The following is a 24754-nucleotide window of genomic DNA, read 5'->3' as shown; positions in this document are numbered from 1 at the left end:
CGATAAGGCTATGTAGTTTCAAGTAAGAAGTAATAGCCGCGATAAGGCTATGTAGTTTCAAGTAAGAAGTAATAGCCAAGATAAGGCTATGTAGTTTCAAGTAAGAAGTAATAGCCAAGATAAGGCTATGTAGTTTCAAATAAGAGCTTATAGCCACGATAAAGCTATACAATTTCAAGTAAGAAGTAATAGCCAAGATAAGGCTACATAGTTTCAAGTAAGAAGTAATAGCCGCGATAAGGCTATACAGTTTCAAATAAGAGCTTATAGCCGTGATAAGGCTATATAGTTTCAAGTAAGGGCTTATAGCCATGATAAGGCTATATAGTTTCAAGTAAGAAGTAATAGCCATGATAAGGCTATGCAGTTTCAAATAAGAAGCAGTTTTATATAATTAAAGACAAGTAAAGGGAATTTAAATGATCCACAATAAAACGTGTGAAAACCAACAATTGTGAGGATTATTCAGATAACATTTCAAATTAAAGGTTATGTGGTTTTCATCTAAATGGGAAAAATAAACGCATTTTGATTCATACATTCGTTTAAAGTGTACTTCCATCAGTGGGAGTCTTATAGCATACGAATTGTGGAATGAAAAAATGGACTAAGAATTTAATCTTAGTCCATTTCTTATTTTATATCCATTTTGTATGGAATGTACCTTCTTTATCTACTCGTTTATACGTATGCGCTCCAAAATAATCGCGCTGCGCTTGTAACAAGTTTGCAGGTAGTTTAGCAGTACGATAGCTGTCATAATAAGAAATTGCTGCTGAAAATGCAGGTATCGGAATGCCCTGTTGTACCGCCATTGAGATAATTTGGCGTAATCCGCCTTGATATGACTCTACAATTTCTTTAAAGTATGGATCAAGTAAAAGGTTCGGTAGGTCAGTGTTTGTCTCATAAGCCTCTTTAATGTTCTGTAAAAAGGCAGCACGGATAATGCATCCGCCTCTCCAAAGCATAGAAATGCTGCCAAAATCAAGGTTCCAATCATATTCCTCAGAAGCTGCCTTCAATTGCGTGAATCCTTGTGCATAAGAACAAATTTTACTCATATATAAAGCTTGGCGCACTGCTTCAATTAATTCAGCTTTTTCAACTCCAATCGCTGTTTTATCTTTAGGGCCAGATAAAACTTTGCTTGCGTTCACGCGCTCTTCTTTTAAAGCAGATATACAACGTGCAAATACAGATTCCGTGATAATAGGAAGAGAGATACCTAAATCAAGTGCGCTTTGACTTGTCCATTTCCCTGTACCCTTTTGTCCTGCAGTATCAAGAATAACATCCACTAATGGCTTACCAGTTTCTTCATCTTTCTTCTTAAAGATATCGGCTGTAATCTCAATTAGATAACTGTTCAGTTCACCTTTATTCCATTCAGCAAATATTTCATGGAACTCTTCTGCCGTCAAATCAAGTGTTTGTTTCAAGAAGAAATATGCTTCACAAATTAATTGCATATCTCCATACTCAATACCGTTGTGAACCATCTTTACATAGTGGCCTGCCCCATTAGGTCCGATATAAGAACAGCAAGGCTCGTTATTCACTTTTGCAGAGATGTTTTCAAGCATATCCTTTACTTTTTCGTATGCATCCTTCTGTCCGCCTGGCATAATAGATGGTCCCTTCAATGCACCCTCTTCGCCGCCTGACACACCTGCCCCGATGAAATTGATTCCTTCTTCGGCAAGACGTTTGTTTCGGCGAATTGTATCGACAAAGTATGTATTACCACCGTCAATTAAAATATCACCTTTATCGAGGTGAGGGACTAGAGAATCAATCGCCTTATCTGTAATTTCCCCTGCATTAACCATTAATAAAATCTTTCTAGGTGATTCAAGTGAGTTAACAAACTCTTCAACTATATGAGTACCAACTAAGTTTTTACCACGGTTTTCCTCAATAATTTCATCAACTTTTTCCTTCGAAATATCATATAGGGCAACAGAATACCCTTTGCTCTCAAAGTTAAGTGCGAGGCTTTTTCCCATAACGCCCACACCAACAACTCCAATTTGTAACTTTTCCATATTCCATCGTTCCTTTCCATGTATGTTACTCTGTATTATAGTATATATACCTAAAATAACACTTTAATCAAATAATCAATCTTTTTCATTTCAATAGGCTCCGCCAGTATTCGTGCAAAAGGTTATAGGGACACGGTACATCACTATCAAGCTAAAAAATAAAGAGAAATTTTCATCCTTATTAATCAATCATGAAAAATAACCGGTTAATTATGAAAAATCACATTTAACAGCTTCCGTATCCCTTTTACTGTTTAGAAAGATCTATACAAATAAACTTAATAATAAAGTAAACCCTAATCCGGCAACAGAAACGATAGTCTCAAGTAAAGTCCATGTTGCGAATGTTTCTTTCATGCTTAAACCAAAGTACTCTTTGAACATCCAGAAACCAGCATCGTTCACGTGTGAAGCAATTAAACTACCAGCCCCTGTTGCAAGGACAACTAAAGCAAGGTTAACATCAGATTGACCTAACATCGGAATCACTAAACCGACAGTTGTTAATGCAGCAACCGTAGCAGACCCCAATGAAATACGTAAGATGGCAGCGATAATCCATGCGAGCAAGATCGGTGATAATGAAGTTCCTTTGAATAATTCGGCTACATAGTTACCAACGCCGCCATCAATTAATACTTGTTTGAAAGCACCGCCTCCACCAATAATTAAAAGCATCATCCCAATATTAGAGATCGCTGTTGTACAAGATTCCATCACGTTTTTGATTGGAATATTTCTTGCCAAACCCATTGTATAGATCGCAACCAGTAAGGATATCAACATGGCAGTATCCGCATTCCCAATAAACTCGATCGTTGCTAGTAAACTATTATCTTTGAATCCCATTGTTTTTTGCAGCAAAGTAATAATTGTAGCGACTGCCATTAAAAGAACAGGCAGTAAAGCGGTAAAAACACTGATTCCAAAGCCAGGAGTTTCTTCAAGTTTAAATACTTTCTGCTCACCTAAAGATTTGATATTACCGGTTTTTGTGAACGCATCAGGTACTAGTTTTTTTGCAAGTTTAGTAAATACAGGTCCAGCTAACACAACCGTTGGAACCGCTATCATAAAACCGTAAAGTAATACTTCACCGATGTTTGCATGCAATTCACCAGCGATAGCAGTTGGTCCTGGGTGTGGCGGTAAAAATCCGTGTGTTACAGATAAAGCTGCTGCCATCGAAATACCGAGATATAAGATAGAAACTTTTAATTCTCTTGAAATCGCAAATACAATTGGAATTAATAATACTAATCCTACTTCAAAAAATAATGCAATCCCGATAATAAATGAGGCAGTCACAACAGCCCATTGAATGTTCTTTTCACCAAATTTCTTCACAAGTGTCATGGCGATGCGTTGTGCGCCCCCAGAATCTGAAAGCAACTTACCTAACATCGCACCAAGTCCAAAAACGAGTGCTAAATGACCAAGTGTTCCGCCTAATCCCGCTTCAATGGTTTTAAAAATCTTTTCTGGTGGCATTCCAAGTGCTAAAGCAACCCCGACCGATACAATGATTAATGAAATAAAGGTATTTAATTTAAAGCGCATAATCAGTAAAAGTAATGCTAAAATCCCAATTGCTACAATGACTAATGGCATCGTAGTTCCCCCCTAATCTTAGCTGTATTTGTATTTATCCCACTATTCGCGGGAAGTAATTCCCCCCACCTCAAGATTTAGATAGAAGCGAGGCGTGGGGAATTACTCATGAAAATTTTACTTTATTAAATTTCTTTGATAATTTGCAATTCGTGTATAATCATCTTCTAGCGCCCTTGATAGGTTAATAAATATCGGCAGTAATTGTCTGTATTCTTTTGTTGCTTCTTCTTTCGGTGTATGTTTGTAGGTACTCCCAACCATTTCGGAAACGATTTCAAAAGAATCAATTTTTCCTGTGGCATAGAGACCTAATATACATGCACCTAGACAAGAGCTTTCGTAGCTCTTTGGAACAACGACTTCAGATGCGAAAATATCAGACATCATCTGTCGCCAAACGTCAGACCTTGCGAAGCCGCCTGTTGCTTGAATACGAGTTACAGGACCATCCATGCATTCGGTTAATGCTAAAAATACAGTGTATAAATTATATATAACGCCTTCTAAAGCTGCACGTATCATATGTTCCTTCTTATGTGACATCGTTAAACCGAAGAAGGAGCCACGTACATCTGGATTCCATAATGGTGCACGTTCCCCTGCGAGGTATGGATGGAATAATAATCCGTCTGCACCAGGCCTCACGCGTTCAGCTATTTTAGTTAATACATCGTATGGATCAATTCCTAGTCTTTTCGCAGTTTCTACTTCTGATGAAGCAAGTTCATCACGAATCCAGCGAAGGACCATCCCTCCATTGTTTACCGGTCCACCAATTACCCAATGCTTTTCCGTTAAGGCATAACAAAATATTCTTCCTTTTTTATCTGTTTGTGGTTTATCAATGATGGTCCGAATAGCACCACTGGTTCCAATTGTGACAGCAATCTCACCTTTTCGAATTGCATTCACACCTAGATTAGAAAGCACCCCATCACTGGCACCAATGACAAACGGTGTTTGTGAATCGATACCAATCTTTTGGGCTAAATCTGGATTGCAGTTGCTAAATATTTGGGTGGTTGGTACGAGTTCAGATAATTGATCTGGTGTTATACCAGCAATTTTTAAAGCTTCCTCATCCCAATCTAGTGTTTTTAAGTTCATCATACCCATGCACGAGGCGATGGAATGATCAACAACATATTGATCAAAGAATTGTTTGAAGATATATTCTTTGATTCCAATATATTTTTTCGTTCTAATAGCAATTTCCGGATGATCATTCACAATCCATGTAATTTTACTTAATGGTGACATTGGGTGAATAGGTGTTCCTGTTCGTCTATAAATTTCATGGCCATTCAGTTCATCTTTGATTTTATGTGCCCATGCCTCACTACGATTATCTGCCCAAGTGATACAAGGTGTCAGCGGCTGATCATTTTCATCCATAGCAATGACACTATGCATAGCACTGCTAAATGAAATAAACGATGGTTTTTTATCTGAATGCTGTTTCGTTATATTTGATATTGCTTGTAAAACAGCTTGGAAAATCTCTTCTGGATCTTGTTCCGCTGTGGATATATCCGGTGTGCGAAGTGGATAACCAATATTCTCGGTTTGGATGACTTCGCCTTTTTCAGTAAATAAAACTGCTTTCGTACTTGTTGTACCGATATCTATACCTAACATATAGCTACTCATGTCCTTGCTCTACTCCTTTAGATAACATTTGTTGTGACATCCAGAAATCTTCAACTTTCCCTTGAACATCATCAAAGTTTAGATGTAAGGCCTCAATCATGAGGGCTCGATCTTTTGATTCGATTGCTTTTATATAAAGCTCATGATTTTTAATAACCCGTTCAAAGTCTTCGTACTTTTCCTTGAAACGAGTACGCATTGATAAAAGGATTAAGCTTTCCATAACAGGCTTTAAATTATTCCAAATCATCAGGATGTAGGAATGCTCAATGGTTAGAATAATCGTTTCATGGAATAAAAGATCTTGATAAGAAAACTCATCAGAATCATGATATTTAATGGCGATTTTCATCATTTCCATTATTTTATTTAGTTCTCTTACTAAATCATTTGTGTCCATCTTTACAAGTCGCTCAAAGATAAACTTTTCTATAAGTAAACGAACATCATATATTTCTTCGATTTCTTTCTCGGTTAAACCAATGACAACTGCGCCCATTCTTTCTAAGCGAATAATATTTTCAGAAGCTAGTACTTTTAATGCTTCACGAACGGGTGACCGACTTACAGAAAAATCGGCAGCTAATTTATTTTCCGACAGGATGGTACCGCTTTCAATCTCCCCTGCAATAATGCGCATTCTCAGTTCGCTCGCAACACGATCACCTGTAGAGGCTTTTGAAAGCCATTTTTCAGGATAAAGAAATTCCATTGATTTCGCCATAAATTCACCTCATGTTAATCAAGTATACTTGTATACAAGTATTATAACTCGGATTTTTAATTATGCAAGCGCTTTTATTGTTTGCTTTGGTCCTTTTAGAGGAAAGCCCCATAATTATCAAGCTAACAAATCGAGTCGCCCCAAAAACTATTATTGTTGATGAAGAAGATTTAGGGAATGGAAAACTGAAGAATACGATATTCAAGGACTTACATCAACATATTTACCACTCGGGTTTACAACTTTTTGAATCAAAAATATAGATGTTAAAAATGTAACAGTAACTGAATTTGAGCATTAAACACTTTTAAAAATTGAAATTGTATTGTAAAGTAATGATTTTACAAATAGAAGCAGTTTTATATAATTAAAGACAAGTAAAGAGAATTTAAATGATCCACAATAGAACGAGTAAAAATCAACAAATGTGCTGATTATTCTGATAATATTTCAACTTAAAGGTTATATAGCCATCATATAGCTATGACGTTTCACATTTTTAAGATTCAAATTATATTTGTAATTAATATTGTTAGGAGGTATTTAAATATGGAGAAAGTGTTAGCATTGTTTAGTGATGCCCTCCTACTTGCTGCTCCAATTTATGAAGAAAATAAGCAGTTATGGGCCAAATGGAATAAATATTATAAAGAAGTACAAGAGAATCACGATAAATTAGTAACATCAGCTAATATGTCCCCTTCCTTTTCGACACTTGTTTCTTGGTTAGGTCAGAAACAAGAGCAAGGAATATCGTTGTTAAACATTTATGCCAATCTGAATAAATATAAAATTGAGATTCAAAATGTACTAGATAAGATCATTGAACAAGAATTTGGAGAAAAAGTTGAAGCAGTTGAACCAACTCAAATTTCAATTTTTGAAGATAGTCAGGTAACAGAGCATATAGAAGATATATCGGATGATTACTATCCTGTAACCAATGACGCAATGTACTATCAATTACGTGATGGAATAGCAAAAAATCATTTTGAGGAAGATGAAGCAGTAGCAAAACCGGTACTGCCATTAGAAACAAAAAATTCAAGCGGAGTCGCACAACTATCTTCACATAAGGATGAGGATTTGAGATTAGTGAATACAAACGAAGCAGAAAGATGGTCTATATTGGTTGATGGAGTAATTAGTAATATGGATGATCTTACAGCAGACTGTTTAGATACCATTACAATACAATGGTTAAATCAAGCTAAATCTCCAGATGAATTCATAGATTTTAGTTATGAAAATGTGTTGGAATTATGTAATATGCCAAAAGCATCAGCAAACGGTGTAGAGTATTATCGTGCAGAAGATAAGATAAAAGTAGCACAACGTATTGCAGCGTTAGCAAGCATCTTTATTTATTTGAATGATGATAATGAAGTTGTAGTATTGAACGATCAAGCTGAAACTGGGGAAAAATTTGAAGTGAAACGTGAAGTAATCAAAAGGTTATTCGTACTGGACTCTGTAGTGTTATGGAGAGATAAGAATACTAATGAATATATGGGGATAGAATCCTGTAAGATTAAACCAGGTAGTTTTTTATCAGGCTATTTGTATGGATCTAATAGCACAACTGCTTTATTATCGAAAAAAGCATTAGAGTATAATAGCTATAGACACAAGTTTCATAAACGTTTAATACGTTATTTATCCTGGCAGTGGCGAATCCGTCAACAATACAGTACTTTAAAAAGACCATACTCCATTGGTGGAGAAAAAGGTTTACTATCTGTAATGGGTATTACAACCACAAAGGGTCGCCCAACTCGAATTCGTGAACAACTAGAAAATGTTTTAATTGATTTAGAAAAAGAAAATGTAATTTCACATTGGGCGTATGCAGAGGAATTGGATGAAACAAAGATAGGAGAACGTAATTGGTTTAAGAATTACTATTCAAAATTAGGGATCATTATCTTACCACCAAAAGAATTGATGAATAATATAGATAGTATGGTAAAGAAAAAAGCAATAGGTATGCAAGAGAATCCGGAGGACCATTATATTGCAGAGACTGTAAAACAAACTCCTGAAGGATCAGAAGATATGATACGAGAAAAAATTATGTATCAGCATATGCATCAAAATAAAACAATGCGTGAAATAGCTGATGAAATAGGTCTATCCCCTGCTACGCTATCAAGATTCTGTAATAACAAAATGAAGCGTATTTCAAAAAGTGTTAATGAAAAACTAAACAAGTGGTATGAAAGACAAATGATTATAGAGTCAATGTAAAGAGAAGCAGATACCTTTTAAAAATGGAGAGGTACCTGCTTCTTTTTAATTTGTTCATATTCTGCCTGTATTAATCCATAAACGCGCTCGATTGTTCGGTGGATACCATGTGTCCTTTTGTACATAATAAGATTTGCAAATATTAAAGTCAGGAGGGTTTGTATGCAACAGGATAAAAAAGATATAGAAACGTCTGGTTCTATTATGAAACCAAATTTTGCAGAAACTGATGCGCAAAAAGTGAAACAAGAAATTCAAAATGATGTAAGGGAAGGACAAGGAGCAATGACTTCCCGAGAAGCAGGTGCAATGCGGGATTAAGAAAACACTCCTTACTGTTTTTTATTTAGTGAAAGTTTTAACCAGTAAGGAGATTTCCTATTATCTGCTTTTGTTTCTAAAAAAAATTGTTTTTACTTTGATATAAAGTTTATTTCATGTAAGTATCCCTCATTAGAAATAATCTATATTTTGTTTGATTTCTTTAAAAAGAAGTTTAACTTGTTGTGATATAAACAATTCCAAAAGTGTCTATTGTAGTTATCATCATTAATTAATATGTTATTATCAAGCTCGACTAATTTGTTCTTCAAATCATGAAAAGTCTTTATTAGATCATAATCGTTGTAGTGCCCCTGCCCTATTAGCTGAACCCAATACTTTTTAAAGCAATTGAAGCAGGAATGCATTTTCTCTATAGAAGAATTAACAAAATATCTTTCTACTCTTTCTGTAATTTCATGCTCTAGCTCATATATCTCGCCTGTGGGCTGGTAGATAGTAATTAGATTACCTGAATCTATATTACTCCCAATAACAAGGTATGGTTTAAACTTCTCTAAACTCGCTAAAAACGCTTCTGTATATTCTTTATCCAATATTGATAAAGAAAAATCATTTTGTTTTGTCCATTCCACTACATCTAAAAGAAAACCATTTGAATAGGTGTAAAATTCTACATTGAGACATTCGAATTCATTTCCTTTAATTTGATGCTTAAGTAAAAAGTGCATACTATCAATGGGCAAATTTAATTTGGCTATTTCCAATGTCATTCCTCCAACCCTTAATATTTAATCCATTTTCTGTTTCTACACAAACTCAATTAAATTTTAGCATAAAGAAATGGTCTTCTTGCGGAAAGTGGAATATGAAATAATAAAAAGGTATGAGTATACAACCCACACCTTTTTACCGTTATAAATATTCGTTATATGCTTAGTGCATCAATTATGATCAATGTCACCTTCGATATATTGACTGAGTTTATCCTTAATTGCCGCACTTTCTGGAGTTACTTCTGCTACTTTACGATTGCGAAGACGAGAGCCACCTTCCATTTCATCTAAAGGTAATGTATTTTCTTCTTCTTGAGGAACAGTGGCAGCCATTTGTTGTAACCATTGCATTGTTAAGTTAGATGTTGTATTTTTACCATTGATTTCTGCAGTTCGTTGAATTTCCTGCTCCTGCTGATTATGGGTAACAGTTGATGTGTAAGCAGGTTCTCTATATTGTGGTGTATGCTTCGCCCTTGGCACTTCTATTGGAGTTTCAGTAATAACTGATGTTTTGTTGTTAAGTTCAATAGGTTCTCTATGTTTACTTGTATCTGGTACATTTTCTTTTTGAACATCGATTACTTCATTAATTTTTTCGGGTTCTGTTTTATTAGAAGTAGCAATTGATGCTGTAGCGTCCTCCTTTTCGAGCTTAGGAGCAGAATTCCTTGAGTAACCTTGAACAGACTGATTATTTGTTAACTCCCCTTCATTGTCAGTATCATCTTCATTACTATAAAAATCGTAAGTATCAGGATTTAACGTTTGTAACCAACCTTCTATTGCAGTAGGTGCTGTTTTAGGTGTACTTAATTCTTCAATTACAGTTTCTTCACTATCAACATCTGTATCTGTGACATAATCATCATATTTAATTTCCGTATTCAATGACTCTTCACGAATTTTTAACCAATAAGCAGCTGCTTCTGCATCAACTTGAATCTTAGCTGTTTTAAACTCAGAGGCAGGAACAAAGTTAGCATTTACTTGTATCCCTCCTTGAGGAGCATTATCTTTTACAATTTTAGCAGCACACTGGAATGCTTTTTGAATTAAAATGTCATTTTCAGAAAGAATTGGTACCTCTGTTTTCGAATAAGAGTAGGATGTTCTACGAGTACTTTGTGTTTTTGTTTCTGCTGTTACCATATCAATTTCTTGATCACCTTCACGTGCCTCATAAATTGTTTTCGTACCCATTAGCTTACTAAATAATTTAGCGTCTTCATTTGTAACATCACCATAAACAAGTTTATTACGAAATGTACCTAACAGTATATCCATGAATCTTGGGCCATGTTCAATTGCTAATTGACTAATGGTTTGTGCAATAACAATTAAAGGTGCTTTATATTTACGTGATTGAGCAGGAAAACTTTTAAATGCTTTATAAATGTAATCCGCAAACTCATCGACTAAAACCGGATGATAAGGAGATACGTTAGGCTTACGACGGAAAACAGCGTTCTGTACGGCATATAAACACAATTTACCGAATACATCAGATAAATCAGAAAGTTCTCCTTTCGCTGTATTGACTAACAGAATACCTCCAAATTCCAAATGCTTCTCAAAATCAAAATCCGATGGACCACATAAAACACGTCGGAGCAGAGGTTGAGCAGAAATATCATTTAATGTGTTTCGTAAACCGCGAACAAATGTTTCTTGTTTATCAATTATCTTGGGTTGACCATAGTATTTCCCTTCAGTATGATAAACAACTTCCCCTCCCCTACGGCCACCAGAAATTTCAGGAATATAATTTAAATTAAACCATTCATCAACTTGTTTCATTATGCGGAAATGGTTTCGTTCATCCCTATCTGGAATGGATTCAATATCATTTGGAAGTCGTTCTTTTAATTTGAGATGCATCTCAAACACGAGATTAGCATCATTATACATATCAATTAAATGCTCAAACCTAGCTTCAAAACTAGAATCATGGAGTTTTAACAAATAAATATGTTGTTTAAGATGGGAACGCTCAGATTGAACGAAGAACGGATTTCCTGCTCCATTATCAGAGAGACCCGTTAATACTGAACATAACATCTCAGCAACTTTATCAACTGGACCACGTACAAAATTTATTGAAGGGGTATCAGGATTTGTTGGGTCTAAATAGAAAATAACACTTTCGGGAATCTTATGTGCTAATACCAATTTATATACTTTTTCGCAGAAGTCATTAGATGGCTCGATAACTGTAAGACCATTAACCTGCGTTCCTTTTACATCCTCTGAATGATAATCTTTTCTTGCATATAAAGTTTTAAAATTATTAATCATGGAAGCCATATAGTCAAGAATTTGATTGGCAATTGGCAAACCTAGTGCAGCTGATTTACCTGTACCAATGTTACCGATGATCATTATATTAAGCGTTAGAGACTTGCCCTGTATTACTGCCATTTCCCGTGTAGCACTGTTAGGGCCAAGAAAGATATCGGGTTCTGGCAATTTTGATGGATTTTTTTCAGTGAAAAATCTGTGTAATGAAGTAGCAAGTTTCCGTTGACGATCATCATTCAAAAAGGAAAGCATCCAACCAGGTATTTTAAATACGTATTCCCATTTTCCGAATTCATCTATAAGCTCTTTTTTATGTTCATAAAAAATCTTAAAGAGCCATAAGAGTACGAGAATAATAATAATTACAGGTATAGCAAATACAAGGTACATGATATTACTAAAATTTGAAAGTATAGTATCCTCTAATCCTTTGTCATTTAGTGAAACCTCTCCAGCTTTCGAATGTAAGAATGGAATAAATATCTTAGCTAATGGAACACTAAACGCCCATAAGTACTGGGCAACTATACCAATTAACATCATCGAGAAAATAAACCATCGACGCTTTATCTCCTGATAGGTCTTAACTTTGGTTGATAGTTTCCAAGTATAAATTAAAATCCAAAAGCTAAAAAAGGTTTCAATGTAATAATTAGTTTTAAACGGATTACCGAAGATACTTAAAGTAGGTAATGGAGCCCCCATTTGTATGAACCAGAAAGAAGCGTATTTATAAATTCCTCTAAAAGCAAAATACCAAGCTAGCAGAAGTAGTAATGTCACAACATAGTAAGATGAGCGGGCTGCTAAACGATATTTCCAGCTTTTTGTAATGTCGATTGTCACTATATAGGAATTTTTTTTGCTTTTTTCGGTTTTTGGATCCTCCCCATTACTTGGTGCATTATTGAGTTCAGCATTCTTTTGAACTGCATTCTCCAAATTCTTGTTTCACCCTCTCTTTTAACGAATAAAAAGCAGCGGTGAAATTAAGCAATTCAGCAGAAGTAGCCAATAATATATTCTCTGGTGCTATGGAATTGTGATACAGATCAGTAAAAATGGCTTGCTGCCCATGCTCTAATTCATCCGCTTCATATATCCCCAAAATCTTAATTGGGTTGAGTGTTCGGTGTTGATTTTGCATGGCCAACAATCCTGATAATTTCTGTAATTTAAAGTGTGTGTTAACCTCCCCTACCTTAAGTATTGTTAATATACATAATATTTCTAAGTAATCTAAAGATTTTTTTTCTTCATCAGGTGCTTTTTTTCGTAATACCAAAATGTCATCTGTTAGCTCAAGTAGTTTAGAATGTTGAATCCCTTTCACTTGAATTTTATTTTTATTAGAAATCCACTCTACCGAATAAGGGAAAGAAGAATTTATGTTTAAACGTTCAGCAATTTTTTTGAGCAAATGACTTTTGTTTAAACTATTAATTTCGCGAATTTCTTGAAGAATATTATTTATTACAAGTGCAGATCCACCCATATTGCACACGTAAACATTTAGGTTATTCACTACACTTAAACGTGGTATATTGCTGAAAGCCTTTTTTAAATTTGTTACACGTGTAGTTCTTTTTTTGTAAGTAGAAATTGTGTGATAGGAATCATCGATTACTGAAAATAAAACGTAAAACTGTTTAGACGGATTAGAAGCAGCGATATCAAAATATTTTTTAAGTTTGTTTTCTAGAAATGGAATGTTTTCTGTTCCTGTATCAACTTCAATATTGATAATAGAATCATTACATGTAAGAACCCAATCAGGAATGATTAATGGGTCTCCCTTTGCGTCTGGATAAAACTCTTTAGATGGACGAAATGAATAAACGAGTTGAGGTAAATCTGGTTGGAAGGAAACGGGTTGAAGTTCTGGCTGAAACATTTCGCGATACTCTTCATCTTCGTATAAGAAGTAAACATCATTTGAATCGGAATACATTAGGTTGGGTAAATGTAAGTTTTGCTTCACAATTGAGTTTAATGGAAAAAGATAATCGCCATTACCACCTACAATTGCACCGGTATGTTCATTTTGGGATTCTGCTTCAAGTAAATTGAGCACAAATTGTGTAATAGCTATATTGTGTTCATATTGCCTTTTGGTAACAAACGAGGTGTTGCAGTCAGTAATTAATTTTAAACGATATAATATTTCTGCTCCCTTTGAAGCTATAGAAACGAAATCCAATGTAAAGCCACGTTTTTTTCTCACACTTATATTTTCTTTTTTTATTAATTTCATTTTTGCCCACTTAGTTAACTTGGATGAAAACGTAGTTCGACTTATAGGCCCCCCACTTATCAATTCATAAAATTTTCGTAATTGAATTTGAGATACTGTTCGTTGTTCATATAAAAATAAGACTGTAAAAATGTCAGAACGATTAAAATAAACTCCACGGTCATTCTCTCCGACGATATATTTAACGGCATGATCAAATGATTTTTTCAATTTAAAACACTCCCTTGATATGGAAATAATGTACGGGAATCTGAATAAAATCGGTTGCGATTGTCATGAAATGAAAGTAATTAATGTTGGATAAATTAAGCAGTTCAGTACATAAAAATGATTAGTGTATATTTTAACGGAAATTTGCAAAAAAGTAACCCATTATCCCCTATAGAATCTCGGTTTAAAAACACATATTATTTCATCAGGTGTGGGTAATTAAAATCAATGATATCAAGTGAGAATTTACTATTAGAGTTCGTCATTTGTACTTCGACATAGATAAAAGAACATATGACGAACTCTAATAATGAAAAAAGGGTTCGGCATATGTATCTCGTCATATATGTGTAGAGTAACAAAAATAAATAAAATGTACAGTGAATATTCTTTTGCATAGATGATATTAAGTATTAAACAAAATTGTATTTAATTCTGTAGAGTTATTTGTTTATCAGAAGGAAAAATCACATCATAAAAGAAATAAGTAAATAAACATAATAAAGTAAATGAAAATTGTGTATATTTCATATTTTGCATGTTACAATCTGATTTAAGGGGTGAAAAAATGCGGAATTTGAACACAGAATATGGGCTAATAAAAACAATTATACAAAGTGAATTTGAAACAGACGTTCTTTATAACATGGTAACTAACACATTAAATAACGAATATGAGATAATCCCATTACAGTTTGCTGCTCTAGATCCTTATAAAATCTACAATATCTCACAAGTTAGTAGACTATTGAGACTGAAACCTAATAAATTAAGGTATTTAATTAACAGATACGGTGAATACATCCAGTTAATAAAAAAAGGAACTAAATATGTTATTTCATTTAAAGCTGTATATAAGATTTATTTAGTACATCTATGTTTAACAAAGAAATTAATTAGTTTATCAGAGTTTAATCGCTTTATGGCTTTACATGTGAGTTATAGTGATTATATTGATATGAAATTGACAAGTTATACTGACAAGTTTGTAGAACTTAATTTTAGAGAAAAACAAATGAATGAAAATGAATCACAATTTTATGTGTTATTTCTACAAATCTCAAAAATAACTACGGAATTAATAAAAGAAATAACGAAATATAACATGACATTGACATCCCCTTTCCTTTCTGTAGACAACCAACAGAAAAATGAGTTATTGAAAAAGAAGCAGGATCATAAAGATCTGTTTAATAAACTAAGTGTTTTATATAAAACTATATAGTTAAAAGAGTAATACTTAAGAAGTATTACTCTTTTTTATAGGTCTATATACACGTTTTATTGATAAGTCTTTCATATAAGACCTTTAAATAGGACGTGTAATAAATCGTGGTAATATTCTATTGACATGAAATTAATATAAAAGCATATAAATCCTTTAATAATAAGTGTTTATTTATGCGTCTTATATATAGTTCGTATATATAAGACGCATAAATGAAATAACCATGATAATAGTAGGTTATTTTAGGAGTATTATATATTGGAATTATAATTCTAGATAAAAATATACATAAATACTGCACTCATATTTATAATTTAATAGTTATTGTTAGTTATATGAAACCTCATATTAACATGTTTTATTTACTGCTTATATAAACGACTTTCATGTACGTCTTATATATTTAACATTGATATATAGAACATTGCTTCGATTTTACATTTTGTAAATATTATATAAGTCTTGTATATAACAACTTAATATAAGACTTATATATAATGACTTGATATACGTCTTACAATGATGTAATATATTTTTAGGAATAATTAACCAACGTTTTAAGGGGGGGACAACTTGAACGAGGTATTAAGTGAAAAATATAAACAAAACAAATTCACTGAAGAAGTTGTGGAAATGTTTGCAGACATTATTGAAGAAGACGAAATACTCTACAATGTATTTCATTACATAGGGTCACAAGTAAACAAACAATACCAAGAGACAAAGTATATGAGAGGAATCTCAATAAATGAAATAGTAGAAAGTGTTGTTATTGATAGGAGAGTAAAGAAACCTAAGGGTAAATCCTATTCATTAGAACTTGAAAGAACTAACATTTCAAGAAGATCGGCAGAAGGTAGTGTTGCTACTTTAGCTTCAATGTCATTAATAACAGAAAAAATTATGCATCCGTATAAGTTTTTAATTTCAACTATTAGGGGACAACAAGTATTAGTTGAATTAGGGAAACGCAAAAAAAGTAATGAGAATAAGGGAGAGATAAAATAATGGCAAAAAACTTTCTGAAAAACGAAGTAGCTGTGAAAATGACTATGGTTGGTTTTGGTCAAGCTGGAACTAGAATGGTAGATAAGTTTGCTGAGTACAAGCATACAGACGGGACAGCAGTTTATAATTGTCTAGCATTGAATAGTAATGATGGGGATTTAGCTGAACTGAAAAATGTGCCGAAAAGTAACCAAGTTTCACTAAAATTAGGTGGTTTAGGTAAGAATCCTGAGCGTGCTGTAAAGGTCTTAGAATCTAATGAAGAAGCTAAAGATAAACTAAAAGAATTTATAACAGAACGTGTTAGACCAACTGATGAATTAGTACTATTTTTTGCTGGTTTAGGTGGTGGTACAGGTACATCTACAATTATTCAAGCAATTGAAGAATTCTCCGCTTTTCATAATAAACCTGTAATTGCTGAAGAACTTAAAAGTATGGCAATGAAAATTCCTAGAGAAGAATTAATAAAAAATCAACAAAAGTATGCAAGAATTGCTTTCAATAATGCTATTGAGCGTAAAGATTTTATTAAAATGGGTATTGTGGTTACACTTCCAGTTAGAGCAGATGGGCCGGATGTACTAAGACAGGTGAATAAATTCTCACAAGAAATTTGGAAGTTAGCTAATGATCCAGCCAAAGGCGTTGCATTTGTTGTATTTGCAGATAACCAACATTTCTATGATGAGTTTAAAGGATTAAACGAGAATGAGAAAAAAGGCATTGGAAACTCACGAGACTATGCAAATCAGCGTATTGGAGATATTATTCATGAGTTAAACACAGCTGCAAATGGTTCAGGAACATCAGTAATTCTAGATTCTCAGGACTTTAAACGAATTTTACTAGAAAGAACAGGATGTTTAGTAATTAATAAGGTTTCACGTAATATGAATCAAATTGAAAACAGTGAAGAAATTGTAGATATGTTCTCAGAATCATTGAAAGGAAGTTCATTCCATCACCCTATTGACCTGATGAAGACAAATGAAAATGGAGATTTAGAGGCATCGAAGGTACATCATTTTGGTATGTTAGCAATTTTAGATGAACAGAAGAACATTGATGATTCATTTATGGATGATGCAAAAGTAGAAGTGACAAATAAACTACCAATCAATGGAACTGTTTTTAATGGTTATTTAGTGAGTAAAAATGACTTTATGGGCAGCGTGTATACTTTCTATAAGACAGATGCACTACCATCACGTTTATCTAAAGGATTAGTTGAAGAATATAATGAATTTAAAGAAAAACAAAGTCAAATTCAATATACAAAGTCTCAAATTAATACTATTGAAGCGCAAGACTCGGATGATGACTTCAATATTAACTTTGGTGATTACTTTGAATTAGAACCAGTTAAAGATGAAGAATCACAAGCGCAAAATGATGAAGAATTAGCGGCATTTATGGATCCAGATAAGATGTTCGGAACTAAATAAAAAATAAGCCTGGAAGATTCCAGGCTTATTTTTCTATTTTCATTACATTTTTCATGTATTCAATCATGTTCTCATCAATATAGTTTTCTATGAAAAGTTGTTTTCTCGCAAGATCTTCCTCTTTTTTAAACCAACCAACTTTTTTTATACGAGTTTCTTCCGGCTGTGTATTCCACTCGTTTTCAGCTTGTTTTCTTAACTCTGTACGCGCTCTATGTTGAATAATTATATTATCTAGTCTTTCTTGTCTTTGGCGCTCTTTTAACTTTTCAGGGTCTTCTGGTTCAGGTAGCACTGCACGTATAGCCTCTTCAAACTTTCCTTGATACTCTAATTCAATGTTTTGTAAATGCATTTGAATCTTTTGCTCTACTATTTTTTCAATAGTCGCTGCAGCTTCCTGCATGTTTAATTGGGTTGAGACTTCACTGGTTTGATTTTCTGGAGAAACTGGTCTTAGTTCAAATTGATGTGGTAAAAGCTCAATAATTGCATCTAGCGACCACTTTTCATCCCTCTTTAGCTTGATAAATAAAGCTATGTCTAAATCCAGTGTATTATATAGCTTTTCATTTGTATTATTGGTTCTTAATGTTCCGTGTAACCCCTTTTCCTCTAGGATATTGAACCAATTGTATACAGTGTTATGATGTCGGCCTACTAGTTTTGAAAACTCTGTTATTCGCCAAGCTTTTTCAAAAGTATCTTCATGACTAGAGTTTGTATTATTGGACTCCATATGTTCATTTGTATTTTTGTTATCTTGTTCAATCATCGTTATACCTCCTTGAAATATAAATATAATGGCCATAGCAAAATGTAATTAACATATAAAGTGAGATTAACATGTTAAGTGTCTTTCGACGATATAAACCTCAATACCTTTATTAATTGACATTCACATGAAATGTGTCATTGATATATAAAGTATCACTTGTTAACATAAAGTTGATAAATCAGGATTTTGAATTAACTATTGTTAATGTCCTATTAATAATCCGTTAGTTATTAATGATTATTGTTGCTATGAAATTAACAAATTAGTCTACAATATACTAATGATAAGAAAATATTAGTGATTTGTAAATAAATTATGAGGATATAGCATTAAACTTAAAGACTTAAAAGCTAAAAAGCATGTATAAATCTAAAGAGAAAAGTCCATACTAATAGTAAATAAAGGCCTATATTTATTATAATTTATGATACCCGGTAGTAGAAAACCAAGAACTGTATAGCTAATTGGTTTCAGTAGGTCTTTAGAATGCACGTAAAGGCTATTATAGGTTATTGAAGTATTTTTATGTGGTTTAATATAAACTTACTTTTTTAAGGGGTATCACCCTTTACAAGTGATCTCTATATAATCAAAATTGATTTATACAATTGCTATTTTTAAATCGTAAGTAATAAAAAGCGATTCATTATTTTTTATTACTATTAAAATGTTTTCAAGAATGATATCTTCCGCAGTTAATGCAGTGAATTTTACTATAGAAAAAAGTCCTTTAATAGATGTAGAATCTAAAACTCTATCTGTATGTATATTCTCAACTTTAGAATCAGAAATTGTTAATGTTATGTCAATATTAATCAACAATAGTTGATATGAAACTACCATTAATTAATAACTAGCCCTATTAACATGTTAATCTCAAGTTATATATCAATGATAAAAAAAGAGAAAACTGTTAATTTTCGTGTGTTATTAATAAGAAACGATCAATTGTATGGATCTCTTGTTAATGTCTATCCACAATTATAGTTCTTTTAGGGTGTTTTCCTTTTTGTTTTTTAATAGAAATCTGTTGTAGTAGATAAAATTTTTAACTAATGTGGATTTTAAAAACCCGAAATCTGCTTCTATGTGCATTTCTACTATTTAATTGTCAATGTCATATTAATGTTAAATGCAAATTTTTGATATAACATTAATAATTCAATAGCATGTCTCTTTACGTTTTGCTTTTAGACTATATGTCATTGCGATTAAATTTTAACTATGTTTTGATAGTGTGAAAACATCTTTTAGGATAGATCATCACTAAATTTGCTTCGAGTAAACCTCCACAGAAGAAAATTTCCACCGATATAGATTTTGAAATCTCGAAATCCATAAACGCTTTCGCTTTTGATACCTTATTGTTAATGTCTTATCAACATCAATTAGAATAATATCGATAACAAAAGAATACGATTGCTTAACATGTTAATCTCAAGTTACATGTTAATGATAAATGAAAAGAAAACTGTTATTTTTTGATGTCACTAATAAGAAACCATCAATTGTATGGATTTCTTGTTAGCTTCTAACCAAAATTATAGTTCTATTAAAGTGTTTTTTGGTTTTTCGATAGAAATCTGTTGTGGTAGATAAATTTATAACTAATACAAATCTCGAAGACCTAAGATCTGTATTTATGTGTATTTTAACTACTTAATTGTTAATGTCATATTAATGTTAAACGCAAATTGTTGATATGAGATTAACAATATAAATAGTATTCCTTTCTATGTGTTGTTTTTAGACTAAATGTCAATGATAAATAAAGGGTAAAATGCTGTCATCATTTATTATCCCAATTAAATTTTCAACTATGTTTTAATGGTGTCGAGACATTTTCTAGGATAGATCATCACTAGATTCACTTCAAGAAAACTGCCGAAGAAGAAAAAATTCAATCGATATAGATTTTGAAATCTTGAAAGCTATAAACGATTCTTCTTTTTTGAAATCTTATTGTCAATGTTATGTCAATCTTATTCAAAATGATATTGATAACAAAAGAAAATAATCAATTAACATGTTAATCTCAGTTAACATGTTAATAACAAATAAGAGATTGAAAACCATTTCTCTTTTCATTGGTATCGACATGAGATTGATAGTTTCATGGTGTTTCTTTTTTTATGTCGTACTAGCATTTAAACATTTGCAAAGGTAGTTTATTAATTAACTTATTTCCGTACAATCAGTTGGAGTGGATTAATCTTCATCTAATATAGATTTTGAAGTTTAGATAGGTACAAACGTTTTTGATAAGTAGCTGCTTGTTAATGTTATGTTAATGTTAACCGGTGGATACTAGCGATAAAGTTGGTGCGCTTCATTTGACATGTTAATCTCAGCTGATATGTCAATGTCAAATGCGGGTGAGATGTGTTGATTTTCTGTTGGTATCAACATGAGATTGATAATTATATGACTGTTTTATAGTCCGTATTCTAAAGTGTTTTTGAGTAGGATTAATTAAATTTGAACAAAATATAATCTTATGATGCTTGTTTACAAGAAAATGATTATGGTTAACAACGGTGCCCTTAATAGCACAATTAATTGGTTAGTAGAGAGTATACTGTACCAAAAAAAGTTAGCAGAAAAACATTAGTGGACGGTTAATAAGGAGGCTCCTTATAGCTTAGTAAATATAGATTGCTAAAATAGTATTTAATTCCGAAGAAGTTCTCGCTTCAAAAGGTCCAAAAGGGGTTAAGCAGTAAGATGCCCATGTATAATTATAGTGGGAGTTTAATAATATTATAATTAACCTCTAGATTAAATAAAGAATTTTTAGTATATTCTTATTATAACTTGTTAATTTTTTTAATTTCTAGTGATTACATGAAGCCCTTCGGGTTACGGATTAAATTACACGTTTGTGTGGTATTTAACCTCCGTATTCCAAAGGGCTTTTTTATTTGCTCAAGGGGAAAGGAGATATGTGATGTCAATTGAAAAGTTAGCAGCAAGTAGAATATTAAGGCCAGTGAGAAGCATGAATAAGGGGAGTAATGAGAGGTGGTTTGAATATTATAGAACAACGTGCCCTATATGTGGTAAGCAAGGATGGTGCATGGTTAATGATGCTGAAACTAAAATAATATGTGGACGAATTTCATCTGAAACAGTATTGGGGGAAGCAGGCTATTTACATATAATAGCTGAAGATCAAAAAAGGGGATATGACTTTTCTCAAAATCAGATGATTAAGGAACATAGGAAGAAAAATGATTACAACCTTGATATTATTTATACTTTATTCCTAGAATTTTTAGACATGCGAGATGAACATATTAAAATGTTAATGGGATCGAAACATAGGGTTACAAGTGAAGTAATAAATGTTAGAAATTACAAAAGTTTTCCTATTAAACCTTGGGATACTACGAAAGAGCTAATAAAAAAAGTAGGAGGGAAAACAAGCTATATTGTTGGAATTCCAGGATTTTATGCAAAAGAAACAAAGGATGGAAGATATTTTACGTTTGCAGGAAGGAGAGATTCTTTATTAATACCGCAGAGAAATATATATAATCAGATATGCGGTTTTCAATGTAGAATTGATAATCCTGAATATATGACAGTTGTAAAAAATCATAAACCAAGCTTTAAGGCAGAAGTTATTGAGCAACCCAATGTTATAGAGGTGACCTATAAAATCAATGGGAAGATAGAGTCTATATTTAAAGGTAAAATCGATGTTAAAGAATGGTATGAAACTAATTATGAAGGTGAAAAATTAGGTGAAGTACAATTAAAGTTAGAAAGTAAATATATTTGGATCAGTTCAGGTGGGAAATTCCATGGAACAGGAGCTGGGAACCCATTGCCAATACATGTAGCAGTACCTAGTCGAGAGTTGAAAAGTTTGGAACGTGGAGAACTAATAAAAAAGGATAATGTATGGATTTCAGAAGGCGCTCTAAAGTCTGATATTGCTGCAGAAAATTTAGACGAGCTTCTAACAAATGAGGAAAAAGTATTGTATGGTACCACAGTTGTATCAATACCAGGGGTTAAAGTATGGAGAATATTAATTGAACCATTGAAAAAAATGGGAGTTAGACAGGCGACGTTCGCTTTAGATATGGATATGATTACAAATTCAGATGTTCAGCGGTCGTTATTAGAATGTGCGCAAGTGCTTTATCAAGAAGGGATAAGTATTAATTATGCAAGTTGGGATATTAATCTTGGAAAGGGTCTAGATGATTTACTGTTAAACGATTATATTCCAGCAATAGAGAAAGTGAGATAAACGCTATTTTAATTGAAGTGAATTAAGATATATATCAATAAGGGGTAGAAATGATTCAGTACTTTTCTATACCATAACTAGAATGAGTGGGTTTTATAAAATCGAAGGATGTATTGTATAGAAGAATACAATACATCCATTGTTTTATACATATTCTTGATAGTCATCAGGGTTTAAATTGTATATATAATTAGTTTAATCATAAGGAAATGATGGATATTTTAATATCCTGGTAATTTTTGAAATTTTTAGAATAATTTATTTTACATTTTGTTATAATCCTATATCATATACATACAGGAGAAATTTGGAAGAGTTTTGAAGGAGAAGTTTCGTATCTATGTAATACCGATAGTAGTTTTTAAGTACTAAATAATACTATTTATGTATACGAGGTGAAACAAATGGGGAGACGAGTAAGCGAGAAGAAAACAAAAGAGCAGTTTTTATATGAAAGAAGAAGACAATTAGAAATAATGGAAGGTATTAGTAGCATCTGCAAAGGATGCGATATTTATATAGAATTGAGAAAAACGAAAGCACATAAAGAAGTTGCCAATACATGCGCAAGGAACTGTAAGTTGATTAGTAACGTACAAAAGGAGACAAAGATGTTTTTAGAAACAATTCGTTAAAAATGAGAAGGGAGGAATAAGTATGAATCAATCATATAGCAGCTTGAATCGCCATGAGTCATTAAATAAAACTATAACACAAGGTTCTACTGCAAGAAGTATTAAGCCAATGGCTTATCCAGAAGGTAACACTTTTGAAATTAAGGAAATAGGAAATTATCAGGTACTTTCAAAACAAGAAAGTTTAAATTTATTTCAGCGGTACAAACATGGTGAAAAGGATCTACGTGATTATTTGTTTCATGTGAATGTAGGGTTAGTATTATCTATTGCAAGAAAGTACAAAAATAAGCACCCTGATATAGAGTTTGATGATCTGGTTCAAGAAGGAAATGAGGGAATGTTACGGGCAATGGAAGATTTTAATCCAGCTTTAGGCTATTGCTTTTCCACATACGCTTTTTGGTGGATACAAAAAAGGATGTTAGGAATTATATGTAAAAAAAGGTCGGGACCTTTTAAAATACCTAACTATGTGAATCAATTTAATTTAAAATATGTCGAATTAGAAGATAAATATTTACAAATGTACAACAGACCCCCTTCGGTGGAGGAAGTTGTAAAAGAGTTAGATGTAACTAGCGAAATAGTCATTAGGCACAACGTATATTATAAGCGAGCTACTACTATGACTTTGGATATAGATACAATAAATGAAGATATAGGTATATCAAATTCATCCCATGATGATAAATCAGCAATTCCTTCAATAAATGAGATGGTAATTGAAGACTTAAATTACGAGATATGGTTAATATTTGATGAAGTATTAAACCCAAAACAAAAGATGGTACTAAATCTATGTTTTGGTCTTTTAGATGGTAAAGTGTATTTGCATAAAGAAATTGCAAAAGCACTTATGATAACAACTGAAAGAGTGTCACAAATAAAGGAAGAAGCAATTAAAAAATTGAAGAAATGTGACTATAAAGATGAAATTTTTAATCTACTACATGAAAAGTTGAAAGTTATGGATGAACTTAATATGGTGTAAAAATATAAACTCATATATCCCTGAATATTCAATGCAGTAAGTGTGTAGTATCTTTTTTTATCTAAAATTTGAAACAAAGTGATGCATTAAGAGGAGAACATGTACTATGAATTCAATAGATGTAAAGTAAAAAGAAGGATAAATGGGTGCAGACCATTTATCCTTTTTTAATTTATCATGCTTAAAAAATAATATTATCACTAATTTTCCTTAGTTTTTTTGTGGAAATATCTAATGATTAATTATGAAGGATGAATAATTTAATTACTCTCATTAATGAGGTACTGATAGAAAGG

Annotated in this window: 16 protein-coding genes; 8 read left to right on the top strand and 8 right to left on the bottom strand. The window is 32.5% G+C overall.

What is annotated here, in order from left to right; genetic code table 11:
• Positions 1–638: 638 nt before the first annotated feature.
• The 4 genes from gndA to gntR all read right to left on the bottom strand — a co-directional run bounded on the left by gndA (position 639) and on the right by gntR (position 6036).
• Positions 639–2048 carry an NADP-dependent phosphogluconate dehydrogenase gene (gndA, locus tag HFD78_RS18485; protein ID WP_000413550.1) on the bottom strand — a complete coding sequence of 470 codons (1410 nt, stop codon included), beginning with the start codon at positions 2046–2048 and terminating at the stop codon, positions 639–641.
• Between the two features lie 264 nt (positions 2049–2312).
• Positions 2313–3659 carry a gluconate permease GntP gene (gntP, locus tag HFD78_RS18480; RefSeq protein WP_001131717.1) on the bottom strand — a complete coding sequence of 449 codons (1347 nt, stop codon included), beginning with the start codon at positions 3657–3659 and terminating at the stop codon, positions 2313–2315.
• A gap of 117 nt (positions 3660–3776) precedes the next feature.
• Positions 3777–5312: a gluconokinase gene (gntK, locus tag HFD78_RS18475; RefSeq protein ID WP_069603956.1), complete on the bottom strand. Its 1536-nt coding sequence runs from the start codon at positions 5310–5312 to the stop codon at positions 3777–3779.
• On the bottom strand, positions 5305–6036 hold the full coding sequence (gntR, locus tag HFD78_RS18470; RefSeq protein WP_001130025.1) for a gluconate operon transcriptional repressor GntR: 732 nt from the start codon (positions 6034–6036) through the stop codon (positions 5305–5307). Before gntR ends, gntK begins: the two co-directional genes overlap by 8 nt.
• A gap of 549 nt (positions 6037–6585) precedes the next feature.
• Between gntR and HFD78_RS18465 the strand changes: the two genes are divergently transcribed.
• Both HFD78_RS18465 and HFD78_RS18460 read left to right on the top strand, forming a co-directional pair.
• Positions 6586–8283, top strand: a complete 1698-nt coding sequence (locus HFD78_RS18465; RefSeq protein WP_000416748.1) for a helix-turn-helix domain-containing protein — start codon at positions 6586–6588, stop codon at positions 8281–8283.
• A 162-nt stretch (positions 8284–8445) separates the two neighbouring features.
• Positions 8446–8604 (top strand): hypothetical protein, encoded by a 159-nt coding sequence (locus tag HFD78_RS18460; protein WP_001183576.1) that lies wholly within the window; start codon positions 8446–8448, stop codon positions 8602–8604.
• A 143-nt stretch (positions 8605–8747) separates the two neighbouring features.
• Here the strand turns inward: HFD78_RS18460 and HFD78_RS18455 are convergent, their stop codons facing one another.
• The 3 genes from HFD78_RS18455 to HFD78_RS18445 all read right to left on the bottom strand — a co-directional run bounded on the left by HFD78_RS18455 (position 8748) and on the right by HFD78_RS18445 (position 14106).
• The gene (locus HFD78_RS18455) at positions 8748–9338 is read right to left on the bottom strand and encodes an SUKH-4 family immunity protein (RefSeq protein ID WP_002196088.1); all 591 of its coding nucleotides are present in this window, start codon (positions 9336–9338) and stop codon (positions 8748–8750) included.
• Between the two features lie 171 nt (positions 9339–9509).
• Complete coding sequence (locus HFD78_RS18450) at positions 9510–12584, bottom strand: type IV secretory system conjugative DNA transfer family protein (RefSeq protein ID WP_098204917.1); 3075 nt, start codon at positions 12582–12584, stop codon at positions 9510–9512.
• On the bottom strand, positions 12556–14106 hold the full coding sequence (locus HFD78_RS18445; RefSeq protein WP_000747963.1) for a replication-relaxation family protein: 1551 nt from the start codon (positions 14104–14106) through the stop codon (positions 12556–12558). The genes HFD78_RS18450 and HFD78_RS18445 overlap by 29 nt, the downstream gene beginning before the upstream one ends.
• A gap of 538 nt (positions 14107–14644) precedes the next feature.
• On the opposite strand from HFD78_RS18445, the gene HFD78_RS18440 reads away from it, so the two are divergent.
• From HFD78_RS18440 to HFD78_RS18430, 3 genes are all read left to right on the top strand, one after another.
• Positions 14645–15331, top strand: a complete 687-nt coding sequence (locus HFD78_RS18440) for a hypothetical protein (RefSeq protein WP_002196086.1) — start codon at positions 14645–14647, stop codon at positions 15329–15331.
• A gap of 576 nt (positions 15332–15907) precedes the next feature.
• Complete coding sequence (locus HFD78_RS18435) at positions 15908–16342, top strand: hypothetical protein (protein WP_001006720.1); 435 nt, start codon at positions 15908–15910, stop codon at positions 16340–16342.
• Positions 16342–17790 (top strand): FtsZ/tubulin family protein, encoded by a 1449-nt coding sequence (locus HFD78_RS18430; RefSeq protein WP_001097025.1) that lies wholly within the window; start codon positions 16342–16344, stop codon positions 17788–17790. Before HFD78_RS18435 ends, HFD78_RS18430 begins: the two co-directional genes overlap by 1 nt.
• A gap of 25 nt (positions 17791–17815) precedes the next feature.
• On the opposite strand, the gene HFD78_RS18425 is transcribed toward HFD78_RS18430, so the two are convergent.
• On the bottom strand, positions 17816–18565 hold the full coding sequence (locus tag HFD78_RS18425) for a MerR family transcriptional regulator (RefSeq protein WP_000572414.1): 750 nt from the start codon (positions 18563–18565) through the stop codon (positions 17816–17818).
• A gap of 2950 nt (positions 18566–21515) precedes the next feature.
• Here HFD78_RS18425 and HFD78_RS18420 point away from each other — a divergent pair.
• The 3 genes from HFD78_RS18420 (at position 21516) to HFD78_RS18410 (ending at position 24458) form a co-directional block, all read left to right on the top strand.
• Positions 21516–22829: a DUF3854 domain-containing protein gene (locus HFD78_RS18420; RefSeq protein WP_098204916.1), complete on the top strand. Its 1314-nt coding sequence runs from the start codon at positions 21516–21518 to the stop codon at positions 22827–22829.
• A 404-nt stretch (positions 22830–23233) separates the two neighbouring features.
• A complete protein-coding gene (locus HFD78_RS18415) occupies positions 23234–23464 on the top strand; it encodes a hypothetical protein (RefSeq protein WP_000533697.1) in 231 nt (76 codons plus the stop codon).
• Positions 23465–23486: 22 nt separating this feature from the next.
• The gene (locus tag HFD78_RS18410; RefSeq protein WP_098432137.1) at positions 23487–24458 is read left to right on the top strand and encodes a sigma-70 family RNA polymerase sigma factor; all 972 of its coding nucleotides are present in this window, start codon (positions 23487–23489) and stop codon (positions 24456–24458) included.
• Positions 24459–24754 lie beyond the last annotated feature (296 nt).

Origin of the sequence: Bacillus sp. EKM501B (genome assembly GCF_011800505.1) — a bacterium.
GTDB classification, from domain to species: domain Bacteria; phylum Bacillota; class Bacilli; order Bacillales; family Bacillaceae_G; genus Bacillus_A; species Bacillus_A cereus.
This window is presented reverse-complemented; position numbering and strand designations above follow the sequence as displayed.